At 34.6% G+C, this 18,472-nt stretch carries 14 protein-coding genes; 9 read left to right on the top strand and 5 right to left on the bottom strand.

Going from position 1 to position 18,472, the window contains the following annotated elements; all coding sequences use genetic code 11:
- Positions 1 to 75 precede the first annotated feature (75 nt).
- Together JAZ75_RS20330 and JAZ75_RS20325 are read right to left on the bottom strand one after the other, a co-directional pair.
- Complete coding sequence (locus JAZ75_RS20330) at positions 76 to 3,114, bottom strand: AAA family ATPase (RefSeq protein WP_208698018.1); 3,039 nt, start codon at positions 3,112 to 3,114, stop codon at positions 76 to 78.
- Positions 3,115 to 3,119: 5 nt separating this feature from the next.
- Positions 3,120 to 4,349 (bottom strand): exonuclease SbcCD subunit D, encoded by a 1,230-nt coding sequence (locus JAZ75_RS20325; RefSeq protein ID WP_208698016.1) that lies wholly within the window; start codon positions 4,347 to 4,349, stop codon positions 3,120 to 3,122.
- Positions 4,350 to 4,514: 165 nt separating this feature from the next.
- Between JAZ75_RS20325 and JAZ75_RS20320 the strand changes: the two genes are divergently transcribed.
- From JAZ75_RS20320 to JAZ75_RS20305, 4 genes are all read left to right on the top strand, one after another.
- Positions 4,515 to 5,195 carry a prolyl oligopeptidase family serine peptidase gene (locus tag JAZ75_RS20320; RefSeq protein ID WP_208698015.1) on the top strand — a complete coding sequence of 227 codons (681 nt, stop codon included), beginning with the start codon at positions 4,515 to 4,517 and terminating at the stop codon, positions 5,193 to 5,195.
- A gap of 323 nt (positions 5,196 to 5,518) precedes the next feature.
- Complete coding sequence (locus tag JAZ75_RS20315; protein WP_208698013.1) at positions 5,519 to 8,902, top strand: carboxypeptidase regulatory-like domain-containing protein; 3,384 nt, start codon at positions 5,519 to 5,521, stop codon at positions 8,900 to 8,902.
- 684 nt (positions 8,903 to 9,586) lie between these two features.
- Complete coding sequence (locus JAZ75_RS20310) at positions 9,587 to 10,420, top strand: outer membrane beta-barrel protein (RefSeq protein WP_208698011.1); 834 nt, start codon at positions 9,587 to 9,589, stop codon at positions 10,418 to 10,420.
- 43 nt (positions 10,421 to 10,463) lie between these two features.
- Positions 10,464 to 11,654, top strand: coding sequence for a M12 family metallopeptidase (locus JAZ75_RS20305; protein ID WP_208698009.1), 1,191 nt, complete (start codon positions 10,464 to 10,466; stop codon positions 11,652 to 11,654).
- Between the two features lie 91 nt (positions 11,655 to 11,745).
- Here the strand turns inward: JAZ75_RS20305 and lgt are convergent, their stop codons facing one another.
- A complete protein-coding gene (gene lgt, locus JAZ75_RS20300) occupies positions 11,746 to 12,570 on the bottom strand; it encodes a prolipoprotein diacylglyceryl transferase (RefSeq protein WP_208698007.1) in 825 nt (274 codons plus the stop codon).
- 189 nt (positions 12,571 to 12,759) lie between these two features.
- Between lgt and JAZ75_RS20295 the strand changes: the two genes are divergently transcribed.
- The 3 genes from JAZ75_RS20295 to JAZ75_RS20285 all read left to right on the top strand — a co-directional run bounded on the left by JAZ75_RS20295 (position 12,760) and on the right by JAZ75_RS20285 (position 15,893).
- A complete protein-coding gene (locus tag JAZ75_RS20295) occupies positions 12,760 to 13,875 on the top strand; it encodes a M42 family metallopeptidase (RefSeq protein WP_208698005.1) in 1,116 nt (371 codons plus the stop codon).
- A 37-nt stretch (positions 13,876 to 13,912) separates the two neighbouring features.
- Positions 13,913 to 14,242, top strand: coding sequence for a DUF3467 domain-containing protein (locus tag JAZ75_RS20290; RefSeq protein ID WP_021188225.1), 330 nt, complete (start codon positions 13,913 to 13,915; stop codon positions 14,240 to 14,242).
- A gap of 142 nt (positions 14,243 to 14,384) precedes the next feature.
- On the top strand, positions 14,385 to 15,893 hold the full coding sequence (locus JAZ75_RS20285) for a carbon-nitrogen hydrolase family protein (protein WP_132768247.1): 1,509 nt from the start codon (positions 14,385 to 14,387) through the stop codon (positions 15,891 to 15,893).
- Between the two features lie 61 nt (positions 15,894 to 15,954).
- Here the strand turns inward: JAZ75_RS20285 and JAZ75_RS20280 are convergent, their stop codons facing one another.
- The gene (locus JAZ75_RS20280; RefSeq protein WP_021188224.1) at positions 15,955 to 16,404 is read right to left on the bottom strand and encodes a cold-shock protein; all 450 of its coding nucleotides are present in this window, start codon (positions 16,402 to 16,404) and stop codon (positions 15,955 to 15,957) included.
- A 214-nt stretch (positions 16,405 to 16,618) separates the two neighbouring features.
- A complete protein-coding gene (locus JAZ75_RS20275; RefSeq protein WP_021188223.1) occupies positions 16,619 to 17,185 on the bottom strand; it encodes a YqgE/AlgH family protein in 567 nt (188 codons plus the stop codon).
- Positions 17,186 to 17,314: 129 nt separating this feature from the next.
- Here JAZ75_RS20275 and pdxH point away from each other — a divergent pair, with 129 nt between their 5' ends.
- Together pdxH and JAZ75_RS20265 are read left to right on the top strand one after the other, a co-directional pair.
- Complete coding sequence (gene pdxH / locus JAZ75_RS20270; protein WP_021188222.1) at positions 17,315 to 17,968, top strand: pyridoxamine 5'-phosphate oxidase; 654 nt, start codon at positions 17,315 to 17,317, stop codon at positions 17,966 to 17,968.
- Positions 17,969 to 17,971: 3 nt separating this feature from the next.
- A complete protein-coding gene (locus JAZ75_RS20265; RefSeq protein WP_132768244.1) occupies positions 17,972 to 18,463 on the top strand; it encodes an NADH-quinone oxidoreductase subunit C in 492 nt (163 codons plus the stop codon).
- Positions 18,464 to 18,472 lie beyond the last annotated feature (9 nt).

Raw genomic sequence — 18,472 nt, 5'->3', positions numbered from 1 at the left:
GAAAGAGAGGTCAACACCTCTCTTTCTATTTATAGAGTATCATAGCGCTTTATAAGTAATGTGTGGTTCTAGCGCTCAAAAGTCATGTAGAATCAGGCTTCCTAAATCTTCATCTTTCACAATTTTAACTGAAACAGGGATGCGCTCCTGTAATTCATCAACATGAGAGATAATTCCTACAATACGATTTTCTTTATGAAGGGCATTTAAAGTTTCAAAAATTAAATTGACAGATTCAGTATCTTGAGTTCCAAATCCTTCATCAATGAAAAAGAAATTCTTTTCATTCTGATTGAGACTACGGGTGCTCTCCGCTAGTGCTAGAGCCAAACATAAAGATGCCTGAAAAAATTGCCCACCCGATAAAGTCCTTACAGATCGTGATTTACCACCATTTAAATGATCCATTACTTCAAAATCATTTTCACTATTGATGATTAGTTTCAGATGACCTCGAGTTAGTCTTTCAAAACGATGATTGGCGATATGACATAGGTCCTCTAAGTATTGAGTTGAAATGTAATCAACAAAACCATTCCCCTTAAAGAGATTTGATAAAATACTTAAATTCTTATTCCGAAGTGCCAATTTATCGAAAGCAATTTGCAATTCTACTTTCTCAGTGTATCGCTTTTTTGAAATTAGAATTTGATCTTTGAGAGATTGCAATTGACCTATCAGCATTTCTTTGGCTTCTTTTGCCAATTGCAGATCTTGGCTGATTTTTGTAATCTGGGAAATATCAACAGCTTGCTGATTTATTTTCTGCTCTAATTGTACCAGATTGGCCTTAACAATAGCAAAATGCTCTTCAAATCGTTTGATACGTAATTCTTCTTTTTCAAGATCATATTGCTGTTTTAATATTTCTTTTACAGCGTCAAGAGACACGAAATCATGCTGTTGTAACAGTTCTTCAATCAGCTTCTGCTGCAATGTTATCTTAGATTGCTTATTCTTTAATTGCGTCTCTAACGTATTGCTTGTTGTAGAAAGTGATGCTATAGAAATATTGAATTGATTAATCTCATTTAGCAACCTGCTGTATTCCTGCTCTATATGGTCTATTGATTGAAGTGATTGTGTAATCAATATTTCAATTTCAGATATTTCAAACTGTTCGAATTCCGATAATTTTAATCGTTTAATCAGTTGTTCATGAATACTTGATCGTCCTTCAAGTGTTGATTTAGTAAGAGCAATACTATTCAAACCATTACTGTATTTTTCCTTTTTAATCTTTAGATCATCTAATTCCTTTTGAATTGCTGCTAAAGTCGATTCTGCTAGTGTACAGGCCTGTTCAATGGATTCAGCCTGCAATTTCCATTGATCGAAACTTGTACGATCATTGTGCTGAAAATTAGTCCACGTGAATTGAGTCAGGTGATGATTAAATTCTATCGTTAGCGTATTCAACTTTTCGACACTTTTATCTATATCCCTTTGCAATGTTATCAGGTTTGCATCTAGTTGGATGAATCGTTGTTGACGCTGTTGAATTTGCAGTATTGTTTCTTGCAGATGAGTTTTCTCAGATTTAAGTTTAACCAATTGCTCAGAAACATCCTCTGTTTGCATAATATGTGGATGGTGCTCGGAACCACATAAAGGACAGGCTTCTCCAGCTGTCAAAGCATGAGAAAAGTTAGCTAACTGCTGTTTTACCTGAATTTTATTTTCATCCGACTGAATTCTTTCCAGTAAAATAGATGCACTCTTCTCATCTTCAGCAAGTTTCTCTCGCCAGGATGTAGGAGTGAGGCTTTCCTTTTCGAATTGAAGTATGATATCCTGATAATCCTTTCGCTTAATTTTTAAATCTGCTTCTAAATCATGTTGCGTTTTAATATATTGCTCTTGTTTTGAATACCAATCATTTATAGTCATTAATAAACTACTTGCAACACGGCTTGCTTTAAGATTGGTAATTTCTTGCTGTTTTTCCTGAGCTAACGTTTGTTTATTTAAAATCTGCTGGTCAACACCTTGCAGCACAATCTGTCCATTAGCTAATCGTTCAGCTTCTTTTTTGATATCAACTTGCAGTTTTAAAATATGAACAATATTTCTCATATCCTCAACAGCAATTCTTTTATTATCGAGTTGATTAAAATCCTGCTCTACTATCTTATATGCACTATTTGCTGTTAACAGTGCTGTATGGACTGCATTTAATTGATGTTTCGTTCGAGCAAAATCTTGTGTTAGCTGGAACTCCTCTGTCTGTAGATCTGCGAGATTATCAAGCGCATGCTTAAAAATACGATCAACTTTTTGAAATAAAAGAATCTGTTTCTTTAAATTTTCAATTGTACCTTGTTCGGCACTTAATTGAGCAAAAGCTTGTTTCTGTATAGCTATTTCTTTATGGAACTGTTGAACTTCCAATAATTTTTGATGTTGTTGATCTAATTGTTGATGTGTATTTGTGACTTCTTGGAGCTTCAATTGTTCATTCTCCAATTGTAAAAGCAATTCAGCTATACTTTCCTCTGTGTAATCCTCTAAAGTTTGTACTGCGCCAGAAATATTTTGGAGTTTCAGTTCTGTTTCCTTACTTAGAGAAGCGACTTTATAAAATAGATCATAATGATCTAAATTAAAAAGTTCCTTCATCATGCCCGAGCGTTCAGCTCCTTTAAGCTCAAGAAACTCTTTAAATTGCCCCTGAGGTACAATAACTGTACGGTTGAAGTTTTTGTAAGATATGCCTAATATAGTTTCAGCATCGGTACTTTCAAGTGGTATTTTTTCATCACCTTCAAAAACATAAGCTTTTCGTACAGGTGTCGTAACTTTCTCAAACTGCTTGCTATTTCTTCGCCACGAAGCTTCAAACGCATACTTTTTGTTTTCTTTTCCAATAAAATGAAACTCAATCCGCAACTGATTGGAATTTAAGTTCATCATATTGTAGGCTCTATTGTTGCTGTTTAAGCGGTTTGTGTTTGCAAATAAGGCAAAAGTAATGGCTTCCAGAATCGTTGATTTTCCAGAACCAACTTTTCCAAAAATCCCGAAAAGACCGGCCGCTGTCAAAGCAGTAAAATCTATTTCTTGTTTTGATTGATAGGAATATAACCCTTCTATGGATAGATATAATGGCAACATAATCGTTAATTCTCCTTTTCAGTTTGAGTACCCAGAACTTCGTTAAATAGCGCTATCAATTCCTCCGATGGAGATTGGTCATTATTTCGATATCGGAAGTAATCAGAGAAATTTTCGTTAATACTTTTACTTCTTCTGGATATGGGTTCGTTTTGATAGATAGCACTACTGTTCACTTCAGGAATGATATAGATAATACCCGGGTGGCTATCTTCAATACGTTTCTTTTCACCTTGTGTTAAAGATGTTTCTGAAACAAGTGTTAGTTCAACTAAACAATCTTGATTCACTGTAAGCCAATCAATAGCATCTGTAACAGAATGAAATTTTTTTCGTATTAATTTTTTTCCAGATTGGATGTTGATCGTTTTATAGACCGCCTCTTTGTGTGGCTCCAGCGTTACAATCGCCACTTTTTTATCTTGCCCTGCTTCGGAAAAAGAATAGCAAAGTGGACTACTCGAATAGATAACTGGTGCACGATGTCCACCCACTTCTTGGTAGCGATGCAGGTGACCTAAAGCTGTATATTGAATTTGAGGAGGAATACATTCCGTATAAACAGTATCTGCAAAACCAATACGCAAAGGTTTTTCGCCGTCTGGCTCCTCTAATACAGGACCTCCCTTTTTATTCATGTATAGATGTGAAACCAAAATATTAGCGCCTTGATCATCGCAGTATAAATCGGCCAGCGAACTCCATTTTTTACTTAAAACTTCATTGAGCCCGATCTGTTCATCTTCACCAAGATATTCTTTGAGTCGATGTTCGTTAGCAAAGGCAGTTATAAGGAGACGAATTGGGAAATCATGACCTAGAAGCTTAATTTCAAGAAAACCGATATCTCCTTTAGTGATTTCAAATCCGCCCTCAACCTGATAAGGATTAAATTTCATGTTGGGTTTACCCGCGAAAATAATTCCGCAATCTCTCGCAAGGCTATCAGGAGCATCTACACGATCCGGTGAATCGTGATTCCCGGCAATGGCAATGACAGGTCTGGAACCATTTTTCGTTAAGCGTTTAAGTGTTTTATAAAGGAGTTCAATAGCTTCGACAGGTGGATTGAACGCATCGAACAGATCTCCAGCGACAATAACAAGATCAACTTGTTCTTGATCTGCTATCTGAACAATTTCATCCAGTACTTCTTTTTGTTCATCAAATCTGGAGAAATAATCCAATCGTTTACCCAAATGCCAATCGGCTGTATGTAAAATTTTTAGCGACATGTTTTACTTGTGAAAACTTAAAATTACCTCGAATTTTCTATAAAAAAGAAGTTAATTAATATTAATATCTATTTTGCTGATTCAGAATAAAATGTATTTTTGTTTCTTATGCATACGATAAACAATTCTCATAAACGTAATTTTTGGCTTTTAGGTATTATTTTCATGCTAATCTGTAGCATCTGGAATAATGAAGTATATGCCCAACTAAAGGCGATTAAAGGGGAGACGACCTATCCTTTTTTATTGAATTTACCAGAAGAAGAACAGATTGATAACCTACCAGGCGATAAACACCCCGTTTTGATATTTCTCCACGGAAGGAGTCTGTCGGGTATAAATCTTGATCGTGTTAAACGATATGGCGTACTTTATGCGATGAATAAAGGTCAGGAGGTTCCTGGTATCGTAATCGCTCCACAGTCACGAGGCGGATGGGATCCTGATAAAGTTATTGAGATTGTGGATTATGCTATCGAACATTATAACGCCGACCCGGATCGGGTATATATCTGCGGAATGAGTATGGGCGGATACGGCACAATGGATGTAGCAGGTAAATATCCAGATCGTATCGCAGCGGCAGTAGCTATATGTGGAGGTGGAAGTGTTAAGTATGCCGACAACCTAAGTCAGGTACCACTCTGGGTACAACATGGAAATCGTGACCGTGCTGTACCCATGTCAGAATCAAAAAAAATAGTCAATGCAATTAAGAAAGCAGATCCTGAAGCTGATGTAACGTTGACTATAATTCCAGGTGGTACACATGGGAGCGTGGAACGCCTTTTTCATCAAGATGAAATTTACGAATGGCTTTTCAAGCATACGAGAAAGGGATCCTAAACACCTAACTTCTTTTTTTGTTTTATTTAGAGATTAATATTACAAAACAGGTAAACTTTCAAAATTATTTTGCTCCAAAATGATTCATTATGACAATCGATTGCATTGTCTATTTTGCAATTATTGAATGAATCAATTATAATAATTTTAAAAACGAATGTTAATTTTTGTTAAAATTCTCAATTTATCAATTATTACTTATTTAAATAAAAAAGCATCCAATTGAAGACTCTTGTTATGAGTAGGTTAAGTTTTTGTTAAGTGCTTTCAATGTTAAATTCTCTTTATACTTTTGAGGCATATTTATAACAAAAATTTTCTTTATGAAAAGACCTTTACTCTTTTTTGCGCTTGTATTAGCAAGTTATGGTACCATTCATGCTCAAGTTACTACGAGTAGTGTGACTGGAATTGTGAAAGAATCCTCCGGCCAAGTTACATCAGGAGCCACTATCAAAGCAACACATGTGCCATCCGGCACGGTTTATTCGAGCGCGGCGAATGCTGCTGGTCGTTTTAATTTAGCGAATATGCGTGTGGGTGGTCCGTACACTGTAATCGTTACATATGTTGGCCAAGACCCAATTACGTATGAAAACATTTATCTACAATTAGGTGAAGCCTTCGTTCTTAATCCCGTGTTTGGATCATCTGCAACTAATTTAGATGAGGTTGTGATCACCGGTAGAAAAACTAGTTCAGATAAAACAGGAACTTCTACAAGTATTGGTCAGAAGCAAATTCTCGAATTACCTCAGATCAATAGAAGTATAACAGATTTTACAAAACTTACACCTCAAGCAAACGGAAATTCCTTTGCAGGTCGTGATGCTCGTTATAATAACCTTCAGATCGATGGTGCAAACTTTAATAATGGATTTGGAATAAGTGGAAGTCCATTACCGGGTGGTAATTCGCAACCGATCTCATTAGATGCCATTGAACAAATCTCAGTTAACATAGCACCATTTGACATTACGCAGTCAGGTTTCACGGGAGCTGGTATTAATGCTGTAACAAAATCTGGTACAAATAAAATTGAAGGTTCTGCTTATTATTTTCTACAAAATCAAAATCTTCAGGGACGAAAAATTAAAGATGTCACTTTAGAAAAGATCGATGCAGCAAAAAAGAATTTTGGATTTCGTTTAGGAGGACCGATTGTAAAAGATAAATTATATTTATTTGTAAACGCAGAACGAGAAGAAGCGACGGGAGCCAATGCATCAGGGGCAAATCTTTGGAAAGCTTCAGAAAATGGTGTAGCGGATCCAGATAATAATATAGCAAGAACCAAACGGTCAGATTTAGAGAGTGTACGTAACCATTTGATAAATCAATGGGGGTACGATCCAGGACGATATGAAGGATATGCTGATGAAGCCAAAGAAGGAAGTACTAAGTTTTTAGTACGTTTGGATTGGAATATTAATGATAAACATAAATTAGCAGTTCGTTATAATCAAGTGGTTGGTAACTCTATGCAAGTAGCTAATGCAAGTTCGGGACCGCAACCTCGAAGCCAAACCAGTCGTGTCAGTGAAAATTCTATTACCTTTGAAAATGGTAATTATGCATTTAAAAACGTAGTTCGTTCGATTACTGCGGAGTTAAACAGTAATTTTAGTTCTCGATTGTCAAATCAGTTTTTAGCTACATATACACGTATTCAAGATACGAGAAGTACCCCAAGCAAACAACTTTTCCCATTTGTAGATATTTTTGATGGTTCTGCAACAGGTAATAATTATATGAGTTTTGGTACGGAATTATTTTCATACAATAATGATGTCATTAACAATAATTACTCTATTACAAACAATTTAACACTTCAAGCAGACAAACATACGTTTACATTTGGAGGTGCATTTGAAATTCAAAATTTCGGAAATAGTTATACACGAATGGGTACTTCATATTACCGATATGCCTCTGTTGATGATTTTCTAAAAACAGGAACCCCAAATGAAGTTGCTCCAATTATGTTTGGATTAACATACCCTTATGAAGGTCAAGACACTTACTCAAGAATTAATTTTGGATTAGCGTCATTATATGCACAGGATAAATGGGCAGTAGCCAATAATTTCACGTTGACATATGGTGTAAGAGCTGAGCTGCCAATTTATATGAATAAACTAACAGCAAATCCATCGATTGATGCCTTACGGTTGTTAGATATCAATGGAAATCCTAAGAATTATGATTCAGGATTATGGCCAAAGTCAAATCTGCTTATTTCACCAAGAATTGGATTTAATTATGATGTATTTCATGACCGTTCATTAGTTATACGTGGTGGAACAGGCTTCTTCTCTGGACGTGTTCCTTTTGTCTGGTTAACGAATATGCCAACGAATGCAGGAGTTTTACAAAATACAATCGAACCAGGAGGATATAGTGCCGTAGCTGGATGGATCAATAATGTAAAATTCAATACAGATCCATATTACCACTTAAACAATGTTCCCAAAGGAGCCGAGGATGTTTTTATTAAGACACCAAAAGATGGCGCACCCTCTTCATTCGCTCTTGTTGATAGGGATTTCAAAATGCCAATGGTGTGGCGTACCAGTATTGGTGCAGATTACAAAATTCCCAATACACCTTTAGTATTGACTGGAGATTTCATGTATACAAAAGATGTAAATGCAATTTTTCAACTTGGAGCTAATAGAAGAACACCAAATACATTCTTGAATTATGGTTCTTCAGGAGAAGCCGGTGATTATGGTGATAACAGAGCATTTTATCCAACTGGTGTCAATGCGAGCGCCTATAATAGTAAGGTCGGTGCTAACAGTGCGACTGTGTTAACGAACACTAGTGTTAAAGGGTTTGCCACAAGTGCCACTCTTGGAGTAACGGTTCCTAATTACAAAGGTTTTAATGGAAGTGTTTTCTACACGTACTCGAATGCAAAAGAAGTATCTGCAAATGCTGGATCTAGTGCAAGTTCTGCTTGGGGCGGATCGGCAACAGTGAATGGTCCTAACGATCAAATCTTACACCCTTCAGCATTCGCAATTCCTCACCGCTTAATGGCAAATGTTAGTTACAGAATTGAATATGCAAATCGACTAGCAACTACTGTTGGTGTATATTATAACGGAGCTTCTCAAGGTCGTTTCTCTTATACTTATAATTCCGATATTAATCGTGATGGTATAAATTCTGATTTGATTTACTTACCAAAAGATCTAAACACATTAACTTTTGTAGATCGTCTAAATGCTGATGGAACAGTATTATATACTGAAAAACAACAAAGAGATGCTTTAGCTACCTTTGTTAAAGAGAATGGTTTAGAAAAATATAGTGGTAAGTATTTACCTAGAAATGGCTTTTTAATGCCTTGGTTAAATCGTTTTGACGTCCGCGTTTTACAAGATATCTTCACTAATATTGGTGGTCGTAGAAATACTTTACAGCTAAGTTTAGATGTGATCAATTTCGGAAATCTATTAAGTAAGAATGCCGGAGTTCAGAGCCGTCTAAACAACGCCCAATTATTGTATGGAAATAAAATGGTTCCAGGAGTAAGTGGAGGAAAACCAGTATTAAACGCTGCCGCAACTCCAGCAAATGGAATACCCGAATTCAATATGAATGTGATCAACGGTGAATTACCAACTAATCCTTTCCAAAATGTCAGTACATTAAGTACAACTTGGCAAATGCAGTTAGGGGTTAGATATATTTTTTAAATAAAATATAACAGAATGTTCTAAGAGGGAGTTTGTTTAGTTTTCACTAAATAGACTCCCTTTTTTATAATGTTAGGAGGTATTAACCGCAAAACTGTTTGAGAATTCATTTACATCCTTCGAATACCCATTATACCTTTCACATAAAAAAGTTTAGCACATCATATGCTAAGCTTTTTTATATCAATCCTAAAGATCCTCTTATTAACGTTTTACTTCTTTAGGCTTTCTAAACATAAAATAAAGTCCAACCAATTTAAAAGAAATACTTAGGAGCAAGGAGATGTAAGAGATGTGTCATTGATAGTCTTGTACAGCGATTGCCAAAATTAACATTCTAAGTAACACTGACTTTACTGTTACTGATGGTGTTAGGATCGATACCTTCACAATCCCACAGTAAGAATAATTATTTGTACAGGGTATGGTTCATTTTCAGCTGTATACAGGCAGTCGTTACAAGCTGTATTTGCGTGTTGAAGCCTGTAATGTGAACAAATCGAATAGCAAAGATTTTACATTCAGCATCTAGCTATCTCTTAAAAATAAATTAACAAAAATGAACTTTAAAATGCATCTGTGTTAATTTATTTTTAATATTTTATTAACTATGTTAATCTACTTTTATTTTATATACTATTTTACATATATTTATAGTGATGTTTTATTATCCTATAACCAATAATGATAAAATTAATTCTACTAATTCTTTTTTCAGGAAATGTAATTATATCCTTGGCGCAAGAAATTGATAAAAAGGTTAATAATAAATCAATATTCTATATTACTCCTCAAATGGAGTTTTATAGTTTAAAATGGGTAGTTCGGGGATATGACTTTACTTCAAAATTGACATGGAGTAATAATATTAAAACAGGCGTTAGTTTTGGATACCAAAGGTCGATTTCAAATAAGATTTTTTTTTCAGATATAGGTATAGCACGGACTATTTCTGGTAAAGGAACAGATATTGATATATTTAGTTCGGGAGCTGAGATAAAAACTGAATTTCAAAGTGATGAAAGTATGTTTATCAATTTACGGTTAGGGGCACACATAATTAAGAATCGACAAGAGAAGTGGGGATTTTTACTGCAATTAAATAAAGATAACCTAAAACTACATTCTAAAACAGTCTTTGATTTAAACAGTAGGTATGTAATTAGAAAAAGTAATCTTGGACTAAATTATAATTATTCTTTAAATGTTTTAAACACAATTGTTGAGGTAGGTGCAAAGGGTGGAATAGGGTATAATTATGCGATTGCCACTTGGAATAAAATAGAATCTTTAAAACAGCCCAAAAGCTTTGATCATTCATCATTTACATATGATCTAGGATTTGGTAGCCTTATTGAAATTTCTTCTAATGTTTCTTTAAATATCTCATATAGTAGCGGTTATTTAATAAGAGGTAAAGAAAGAACATTTTTGACAGATGGAAATATTCATGAATTAAATCTTGAAAAATTTAATAACCAAACAGTAACACTAGGTGCTAAATATCTGTTTTTGTGAAAAAAATATTAAATATTTAATTGTACTATAAATTTGAAAAATTATGAAAAAAATGAAAATTCTTCTCCCAGTGATGCTATTTTTAGTTCTAATCTCTTGCAAGAATAATGATTTTATAATAGATTCTAAACCGTCAGGAAAAGACTCAATTTGGCACACCTTTAAGATAGAAAATGAAGATATAAGAGTTTTGGAAGTAAATAGCAAGTACTTTTTATCTGATGACGTCATTCTCACGAAAGATCAATTTAATTATTTATCATATTATAATGCAGAAAAAAAACCTAAAAGCTTAATTATGACTGATTTCGCTAAGTTATGGCCCAATGGTAAAATCTATTATACAATTAACAATAACGTTTCTGCTAATCTCAGCGCTAATATAAATTCTGCCATAAACTGGCTGTCGACAAACACTCCATTAACTTTCGCTGTTAAAAGTTCATCAAATTCTAATTTTGTAAAGTTTAATTCATCCACTGGAAATAATTCATTAATTGGAATGACTGGTGGAGAACAACTGATAAATTTAACTTCGGATGCATCTGTCTCTACTGCAATTCACGAAATACTACATGCCTGTGGTATTCACCATGAAATGGGAAGAAATGATAGAGATAATTATGTGACGATCAATACTTCAAATATTTATTCCAATAAAATGCATAACTTTAATAAAGTAGGCGTATTAGCGAGCGTAGATGTCGGAATATTTGATAGCCGCTCGATAATGATGTATCCTTCTAAAACTAGTGATGCTTCGTTTGCTAAAAATATTAATCAAAATATAATTACAGCTAATAACTCTAATATAGTAATTTCTCCCAATTCGTATCCAACAACAACTGACTTACTCGGGATCAATATGCTTTACGGAAATGAGAAACCATATCTGGATTATACTGTAACTTATAATAAGATCTTTGAGGATGGACTTTCAGGGTCTTATGAAAACGAAGTGATTTGTACATTCACATTCTATGCTGACAAAGCAAAGACTATACCTTACATTAAACAGTATCCTGTGCCTGTTGTAATTGAAAATTATAGTGAGCAAATTATAAATAGAGTCCCAGATATTGAGAGAACCTATAAACAAAGTATTCTTATTCCAGCCGGACAGAACAGCTTTAGTACTTATGGGAAAGACTATATTGATCGGGAATGGGGTGATATTTATTTTCTCGAAAAATCTGGATCTCGACCAATCTACCCATCCACTCATTATCGCTAGAATTAGTTCTATTTAAGTAATTTCACATAAAAAAAGCTTAGCACATCCTATTATGCTAAGCTTTTTTATATCAAATTTAAAGATCCTCTTATTAACGTTTTACTTCTTTAGGCTTTCTAAACATAAAATAGAGTCCTCCTAATATAAAAGGAATACTTAGGAGCTGTCCCATATTCAAAGCCATTCCTTGTTCAAATTCTTCCTGGTCAATTTTGAAACTTTCGAGGTAAAGTCGAGCAGAAAAAAGTAAGACAAAAAAGAGTCCCATTAATGCACCAGGTTTTTGCAACTTTTTATTTTTGAATAAGTAAACAATAATAAAGAAGATGATGATATAGGCAATAGCTTCATAAAGTTGTCCTGGGTGACGAGGCACTTGATCTACATGATCAAAAACAATCGCCCATGGTTTATCGGTAGGCGTACCAATAATCTCCGAATTGAAAAAGTTACCCAAACGGATGAAGGCTCCTGCAATTGGTACAACCACTACAAGGCGATCTGCAAGCCAAAGAAAGTTTGTTTTCGTTTTTCTGCAGAATAAGTATAATGCGACCAATATACCAATTGCGCCACCATGACTCGCTAAACCTGCAAATCCGGTCATTTGAAATTGACCATTTACAAATTTAAATGGTAACACCATTTCCCATAAATGATCTTTATAATAATCAAATTCATAAAATAGACAATGTCCTAATCTGGCGCCAATTAAAGTTCCTAGAAAGATATAAATACTCAATTGATCCAATAATTCTTGACTCTTATTTTCATTTCTGAATATTTTAAGCATGATCATATACGATACCGCAAATGCCGCTAACCAGCATAAAGCATAGTAACGAAGACCAAAAGTGCCAATTTTAAATATTTCAGGATCTAAATTCCAATGTATGACGCTGAATAAATTCTCCATATTGTCTATTAATTTTTTTACAAGCGTAAATATAATGTTTAAAATCATTTTCAGCTCATGATTGCATCGGAATAAAGCTAAAAAAGCAAGAAAAGTGCCCAATATCGGCACAGATGAAATAAATTCAATTTTTACTTTTGTGGTTACTATAATTTTTCATAATTTGACATCGGAAATAAAATTAGGAGCATGGCAGACAAGAAGAAGAAAGAAAATAAACATATTTCAATAGTAACAAAGGACTCGATTTCTTTTTTTGAAAAATATATTAATAATCCGTCACCAACTGGATTTGAATGGGAGGGACAGCGCTTATGGTTAGATTATTTAAAGCCATATGTGGACGAAACATTCACAGATAACTATGGTACTGCTGTAGGAGTTATCAACCCAGAAGCTGACTATAAAGTTGTTATAGAAGCACATGCTGATGAGATCTCCTGGTTCGTTAACTATATCACGAAGGACGGTTTAATTTATGTGATTCGCAATGGTGGTTCCGACCACCAGATCGCACCATCTAAAAAAGTGAATATCCATACTGATAAAGGTATTGTAAAGGCGGTATTCGGTTGGCCAGCAATTCATACACGTTCCGGAGAGAAAGAAGAAGCACCTACATTAAAAAATATCTTTTTAGATTGTGGTTGTATTTCCAAAGACGAAGTAGAAGCTTTGGGTATTCATGTAGGTTGTGTTATTACTTATGAAGATGAGTTCAGCATCCTCAACGATCGCTATTATCTAGGTCGTGCTATGGACAACCGTGCTGGTGGTTTTATGATAGCTGAAGTAGCGCGTTTACTCAAAGAAAATAAAAAGAAATTACCATTTGGTTTATATATCGTAAACTCTGTTCAAGAGGAAATCGGTCTACGTGGAGCTGAAATGATTGCACAGCGTATTAAACCAAATGTTGCAATCGTTACAGATGTGACACATGATACTCAGACTCCAATGATTAACAAGATTACACAGGGTGATTTATCATCTGGAGGAGGACCTGTATTATCTTATGCTCCGGCAGTTCAGATTAATTTAAACAAATTATTGGTTCAGGTAGCAGAAAAAAATGCAATTCCTTTCCAACGTCAAGCATCATCACGTTCTACAGGTACCGATACCGATGCGTTTGCATACAGTAATGGAGGTGTGCCATCTGCATTGATTTCACTACCTTTACGCTACATGCATACTACTGTAGAGATGGTGCACAAAGAAGATGTCGACAATGTCATCCGCCTGATCTATGAAACATTATTGAATATTGAAGCAGGACAAGACTTTAGAACTTTTAGCAAATAATAAGAATAACATATATTAAATACTTATAATAAATTTTATGGAAAATAATCAAAATCAAAACGAATTGAGTATCGAGTTGACAGAAGAAGTAGCAGAAGGAATCTACTCAAATCTAGCGATCATTACACATTCAAACACAGAGTTTGTGATTGACTTCGTACGTGTAATGCCAGGTGTGCCGAAAGCTAAAGTAAAATCTAGAATCGTTTTGACACCAGAACATGCTAAACGTTTGTTAGGTGCATTACAAGATAATGTTATTCGCTTTGACGCTATTGCTGCTGGAAACCAAACTGCTGATGCAGAAGTAATCGGTGGTGATCCAACTGTTGCGTTCCCATTTGGTGGAACAACTGGTCAAGCGTAATTTTTCGCATTGTAAAATGCAATAAATAAGCTTCTACAAAAGAGCTAAAGCCGTAGGTTTTAGCTCTTTTTCTTTTATATCGCATGAACTGTGCTTTTAGGCTTGAATTTTGTTTAAATTTAGATAACTAAAATTATATTATATGGATATTCAAGTCAGGAACTTGACGAAGAAAGATTATGTTGATTTGAGAAGGTCAATGACCGAAGCTTACCAAGGAGTAGGAGATGTCTGGACAAGAGAAAATATTGTCGATTTAATCGATATGTTTCCTGAAGGACAATTATGTGTAGAAATCGACGGTCATGTTGTAGCTTGCGCACTTTCCATCATTTTAAACTCAAAAAAAAGTAATATATACGATAGTTATTATGAAATTATTGATGACGGAAAATTTTCAAAACATACCAGCGATGGCGACACACTCTATGGTATAGAAGTCTTTGTACATCCAGATCATCGTGCATTAAGATTAGGAAGGCGCTTATATGATGCACGTAAAGAACTGTGTGAGCAGATGAATTTAAAATCTATCGTAGCAGGAGGAAGGATCCCCAATTATCACAATTATTCAGATAAAATGAGTCCAAGGACATATATTGAAAAAGTGAAACGTAAAGAAATTTTCGATCCAACGTTAACCTTTCAATTGTCCAATGATTTTCATGTCAAAAAGATATTGAAGCATTACCTTCCCGAAGATTCAGAATCGATGGAGTTTGCAACCCTATTGGAGTGGAATAATATCTATTACGAATCAGAAACACGTTCTATTTCTACCACCAAACAAACCATTCGATTAGGTTTAGTACAGTGGCAAATGCGTTTATTTGACAATATTGATGCTTTTTTTGATCAAATTGAATTTTTTGTTGATACCGTGAGCGATTATGGAACAGATTTTATTATGTTTCCAGAATTTTTCAATTCACCGTTAATGAGTCCGTATAATGAATTGCCTGAAAGGTTGGCAATGGAAAAACTAGCAGAGAAAACATCAGAAATTATTGATAAAATCCAACAATTTGCTGTTTCCTATAATGTCAATATCATTGCTGGCTCCATGCCCATTATGGAAAACAAGAAACTATATAATATATCTTACCTCTGTCACCGGAACGGTAAACTGGATTCATTTAAAAAGATTCACATTACTCCCAATGAAAGTAAATATTATGGAATGACCGGAGGTAATGAAGTGAAAGTATTTGATACAGATTGTGGGAAAGTAGGTTTACTGATTTGTTATGATGTTGAGTTTCCAGAATTGAGCCGTATTCTAGCCGATCAAGGAATGCAGATCTTATTTGTACCCTTTATGACAGACACACAGAATGGCTACATCCGTGTTAGAACCTGTGCACAGGCTCGCGCAATTGAGAATGAATGTTATGTGGCTATTGCCGGATCTGTAGGAAATTTACCTCGGGTCAATAATATGGATATACAATATTCACAATCGGCCGTATTTACACCTTCGGATTTTGCCTTTCCAAATAATGCGATAAAAGCAGAGGCTACGCCAAACACCGAGATGGTGCTAATTGCAGATGTCGATTTATATGCACTTCGTGACCTGCATGAATATGGAACCGTCAAGGTGATGAAGGATCGACGAAAGGATCTTTATGAAGTAAAATTGTTAAAATAACGATATTAAAAAAGGGATTTAATGAATTAAATCCCTTTTTTAATATCGTTAACCTTGAATGTTATTTTTGCAATTTAACATTTACGGCATTCATACCTTTCAATCCTTTTTCAGTTTCAAAAGTTACTTTGTCGTTTTCTTTAACAGCATCAATCAGACCATTAACGTGGAAAAATATTTTATCCTGAGTCTTGAGATCACGAATGAAACCAAAACCTTTATCTGTATTGTAAAAGTTCACAATACCAGATTTGATTAAATCCTCAGGGTTTGCTTCATATTTAGCAGTTGATATCGCGATATCTTCTACGTTAATTTTTGTTTTTTTTGTTGGATCAGGAGGAGTAGAAGTTATATTTCCATATTCATCGACATAAACAAACATTTCTTCTAAACTTTTACCTTTATCGGTATTGTTTTTTCGTTCTTCTTTCTTTTGTTCCTTATCTTGTTTCTTTTTTAACTTTTTCTTCTCTTTTTCTTTTTTGCTAAAACTTTCTGAACTACTCATTTATTTATTTAAAATTAATATTAAACCATATTAAACTACTCAATTTATAGCAGTTTAAGTAAACAAAAGTCAGCGCATTAAATAAATTCAAAGGTGAAAGCCATATCTCGAATTAAGATAAAATTGATATGTTTTAAAACGTAAGGACTCTGCTTAATGACACAAATATACTAAAAAATAGTGAATATTATATATTATTCATAAAAATTACAATTTAATTTAGACTAGGAGACTGCGGAAAATTAACCACATGAGCATACTTGGGTCCCAGACTCATAACAGATTGTTTCCAAAGTAGTTCTGTGTCTTTTTCAAACACCAATCCCGTTGAAAACTTGTTCTGTACAGCCCAGCTATTTTCCTTAATTTCTTTATCTAACTGCTCTGGTTGCCAGCCCGAATACCCTAAGAAAAACTTGACTTCATCTTCTTTTATCTTATGATCATTAATAAGTGAAAATAGCAATTCTGGATCTCCGCCGAAATAGATATTTTCACGAATTTCGTCACCACTTAACAATAAGTCAAATCTTGAGTGGATAAAGAATACCTCATTTTGTGCTACAGGTCCACCAATATGTAGTGGAAATGTGCAATTCGCTATTTTTTCAACCAAATCACCGATACAGCCCACAACCTTATGATTTAGAATAAATCCTAAAGTACCTTCTTTTTCATTATGATTACACAATAAAATCACAGATCTTTCGAAGTGCGGGTCGAGCATAAAAGGTTCAGATATTAATAAACAGCCAGCCTTTGGGTCAAGTTCGTTAAACATTGCGATACATATTAGACTTATTATACAATAAAATTAATGCCAAAGTCATTTTGCAGATTAATTTATACTAGATTAGTCGATAAAAATAAGTGAATTTAGTATGTTTGTGACATACAAAAAATCAAAGTCATGGCAATCGAACATAAAGATATTGCCGCTATTCGACAAGATTATGCATTAGGTAATCTGTGTGAAAGCGAAGTAAGCAATGATCCTTTAGTGCAATTTGAAAGATGGTTTAACGAAGCTGTTCATAGTGAGGTTCTTGAACCCAATGCAATGGTCTTATCAACCGTAGGAGAGTTTTCCCTACCTTCTTCCAGAATTGTTTTGCTTAAAGATCTTAAAGAGAACGGTTTTAGTTTTTTTACAAATTTTAATAGCCGTAAAGGAACAGAAATGGATGCTAATCCTCATGTTGCCGTACTATTTTTCTGGCCAGAATTGCAACGTCAGGTACGTATTGAGGGATTGATAGAAAAATTACCAGTAGAAGACTCTGATGAATATTTTCAGTCAAGACCAAAAGGAAGCCGTATTGGCGCTATTGCTTCACCTCAAAGTGATACCATTCCAAACCGTACTTTTTTAGAAGAAAGAGTGGCAGGTCTAACAGAAGAATTTAAAGACCAGGAGCAAGTACCTCGTCCCGAATTTTGGGGAGGATACTTAATTAAACCACTATATATGGAGTTCTGGCAAGGGCGTTCAAGCCGCCTGCATGATCGGATTGCTTTTCAGAAAGTTTCAGATTCATGGAAAATAACCCGTTTAGCACCATAGTATATGAATATACACGAAATTTCAAAATCAATAACTGCGCAGTTCGGGGAAGAGGCTATCGAAAAAATTGAGGAATCGGGTTTGCAGTCTGCTTTATTTGTTAATAAAGCATTTTTAGAACAAATCTGTTATTACCTGAGGGATCAAGAAGGCTTCTATTTTGATTTTTTAAATAATATTGCGGCAGTTGATTTAGGTGATGCTGGATTTTTGGTAACTTATCATATGACCTCTATACCATACCAACACACTTTGGTGTTAAAAGTTGCCGTTGCAAATGATCGTGATTTACAGCAATTACCCGAAGTACCATCATTAGCCGCAGTGTGGAAAACTGCAGATTGGCATGAAAGGGAAGCTTTTGATCTCATGGGTATATTTTTCACGAATCATCCTGATCTTAGACGTATTCTACTCCCTGATGACTGGGAAGGATACCCCTTAAGAAAGGATTATCAAGACCCTGAAAGTTATCATGGCATAGCAATTAAATAAAATAAGAAC

The organism is Sphingobacterium sp. UDSM-2020 (genome assembly GCF_016132525.1).
Classification (GTDB): Bacteria; Bacteroidota; Bacteroidia; order Sphingobacteriales; family Sphingobacteriaceae; genus Sphingobacterium; species Sphingobacterium anhuiense.
The sequence above is the reverse complement of the archived record's forward strand: the minus strand, read 5'-3'. Positions and strand labels throughout refer to the sequence as shown.

Excerpts from the sequence above, each read along its gene's own strand:
- JAZ75_RS20330 (WP_208698018.1), bottom strand. The coding sequence starts at position 3,114 with ATGTTGCCATTATATCTATCCATAGAAGGGTTATATTCCTATCAATCA.
- JAZ75_RS20325 (WP_208698016.1), bottom strand. The coding sequence starts at position 4,349 with ATGTCGCTAAAAATTTTACATACAGCCGATTGGCATTTGGGTAAACGA.
- JAZ75_RS20320 (WP_208698015.1), top strand. The coding sequence starts at position 4,515 with ATGCTAATCTGTAGCATCTGGAATAATGAAGTATATGCCCAACTAAAG.
- JAZ75_RS20315 (WP_208698013.1), top strand. The coding sequence starts at position 5,519 with ATGAAAAGACCTTTACTCTTTTTTGCGCTTGTATTAGCAAGTTATGGT.
- JAZ75_RS20310 (WP_208698011.1), top strand. The coding sequence starts at position 9,587 with ATGATAAAATTAATTCTACTAATTCTTTTTTCAGGAAATGTAATTATA.
- JAZ75_RS20305 (WP_208698009.1), top strand. The coding sequence starts at position 10,464 with ATGAAAAAAATGAAAATTCTTCTCCCAGTGATGCTATTTTTAGTTCTA.
- lgt (WP_208698007.1), bottom strand. The coding sequence starts at position 12,570 with ATGGAGAATTTATTCAGCGTCATACATTGGAATTTAGATCCTGAAATA.
- JAZ75_RS20295 (WP_208698005.1), top strand. The coding sequence starts at position 12,760 with ATGGCAGACAAGAAGAAGAAAGAAAATAAACATATTTCAATAGTAACA.
- JAZ75_RS20290 (WP_021188225.1), top strand. The coding sequence starts at position 13,913 with ATGGAAAATAATCAAAATCAAAACGAATTGAGTATCGAGTTGACAGAA.
- JAZ75_RS20285 (WP_132768247.1), top strand. The coding sequence starts at position 14,385 with ATGGATATTCAAGTCAGGAACTTGACGAAGAAAGATTATGTTGATTTG.
- JAZ75_RS20280 (WP_021188224.1), bottom strand. The coding sequence starts at position 16,404 with ATGAGTAGTTCAGAAAGTTTTAGCAAAAAAGAAAAAGAGAAGAAAAAG.
- JAZ75_RS20275 (WP_021188223.1), bottom strand. The coding sequence starts at position 17,185 with ATGTTTAACGAACTTGACCCAAAGGCTGGCTGTTTATTAATATCTGAA.
- pdxH (WP_021188222.1), top strand. The coding sequence starts at position 17,315 with ATGGCAATCGAACATAAAGATATTGCCGCTATTCGACAAGATTATGCA.
- JAZ75_RS20265 (WP_132768244.1), top strand. The coding sequence starts at position 17,972 with ATGAATATACACGAAATTTCAAAATCAATAACTGCGCAGTTCGGGGAA.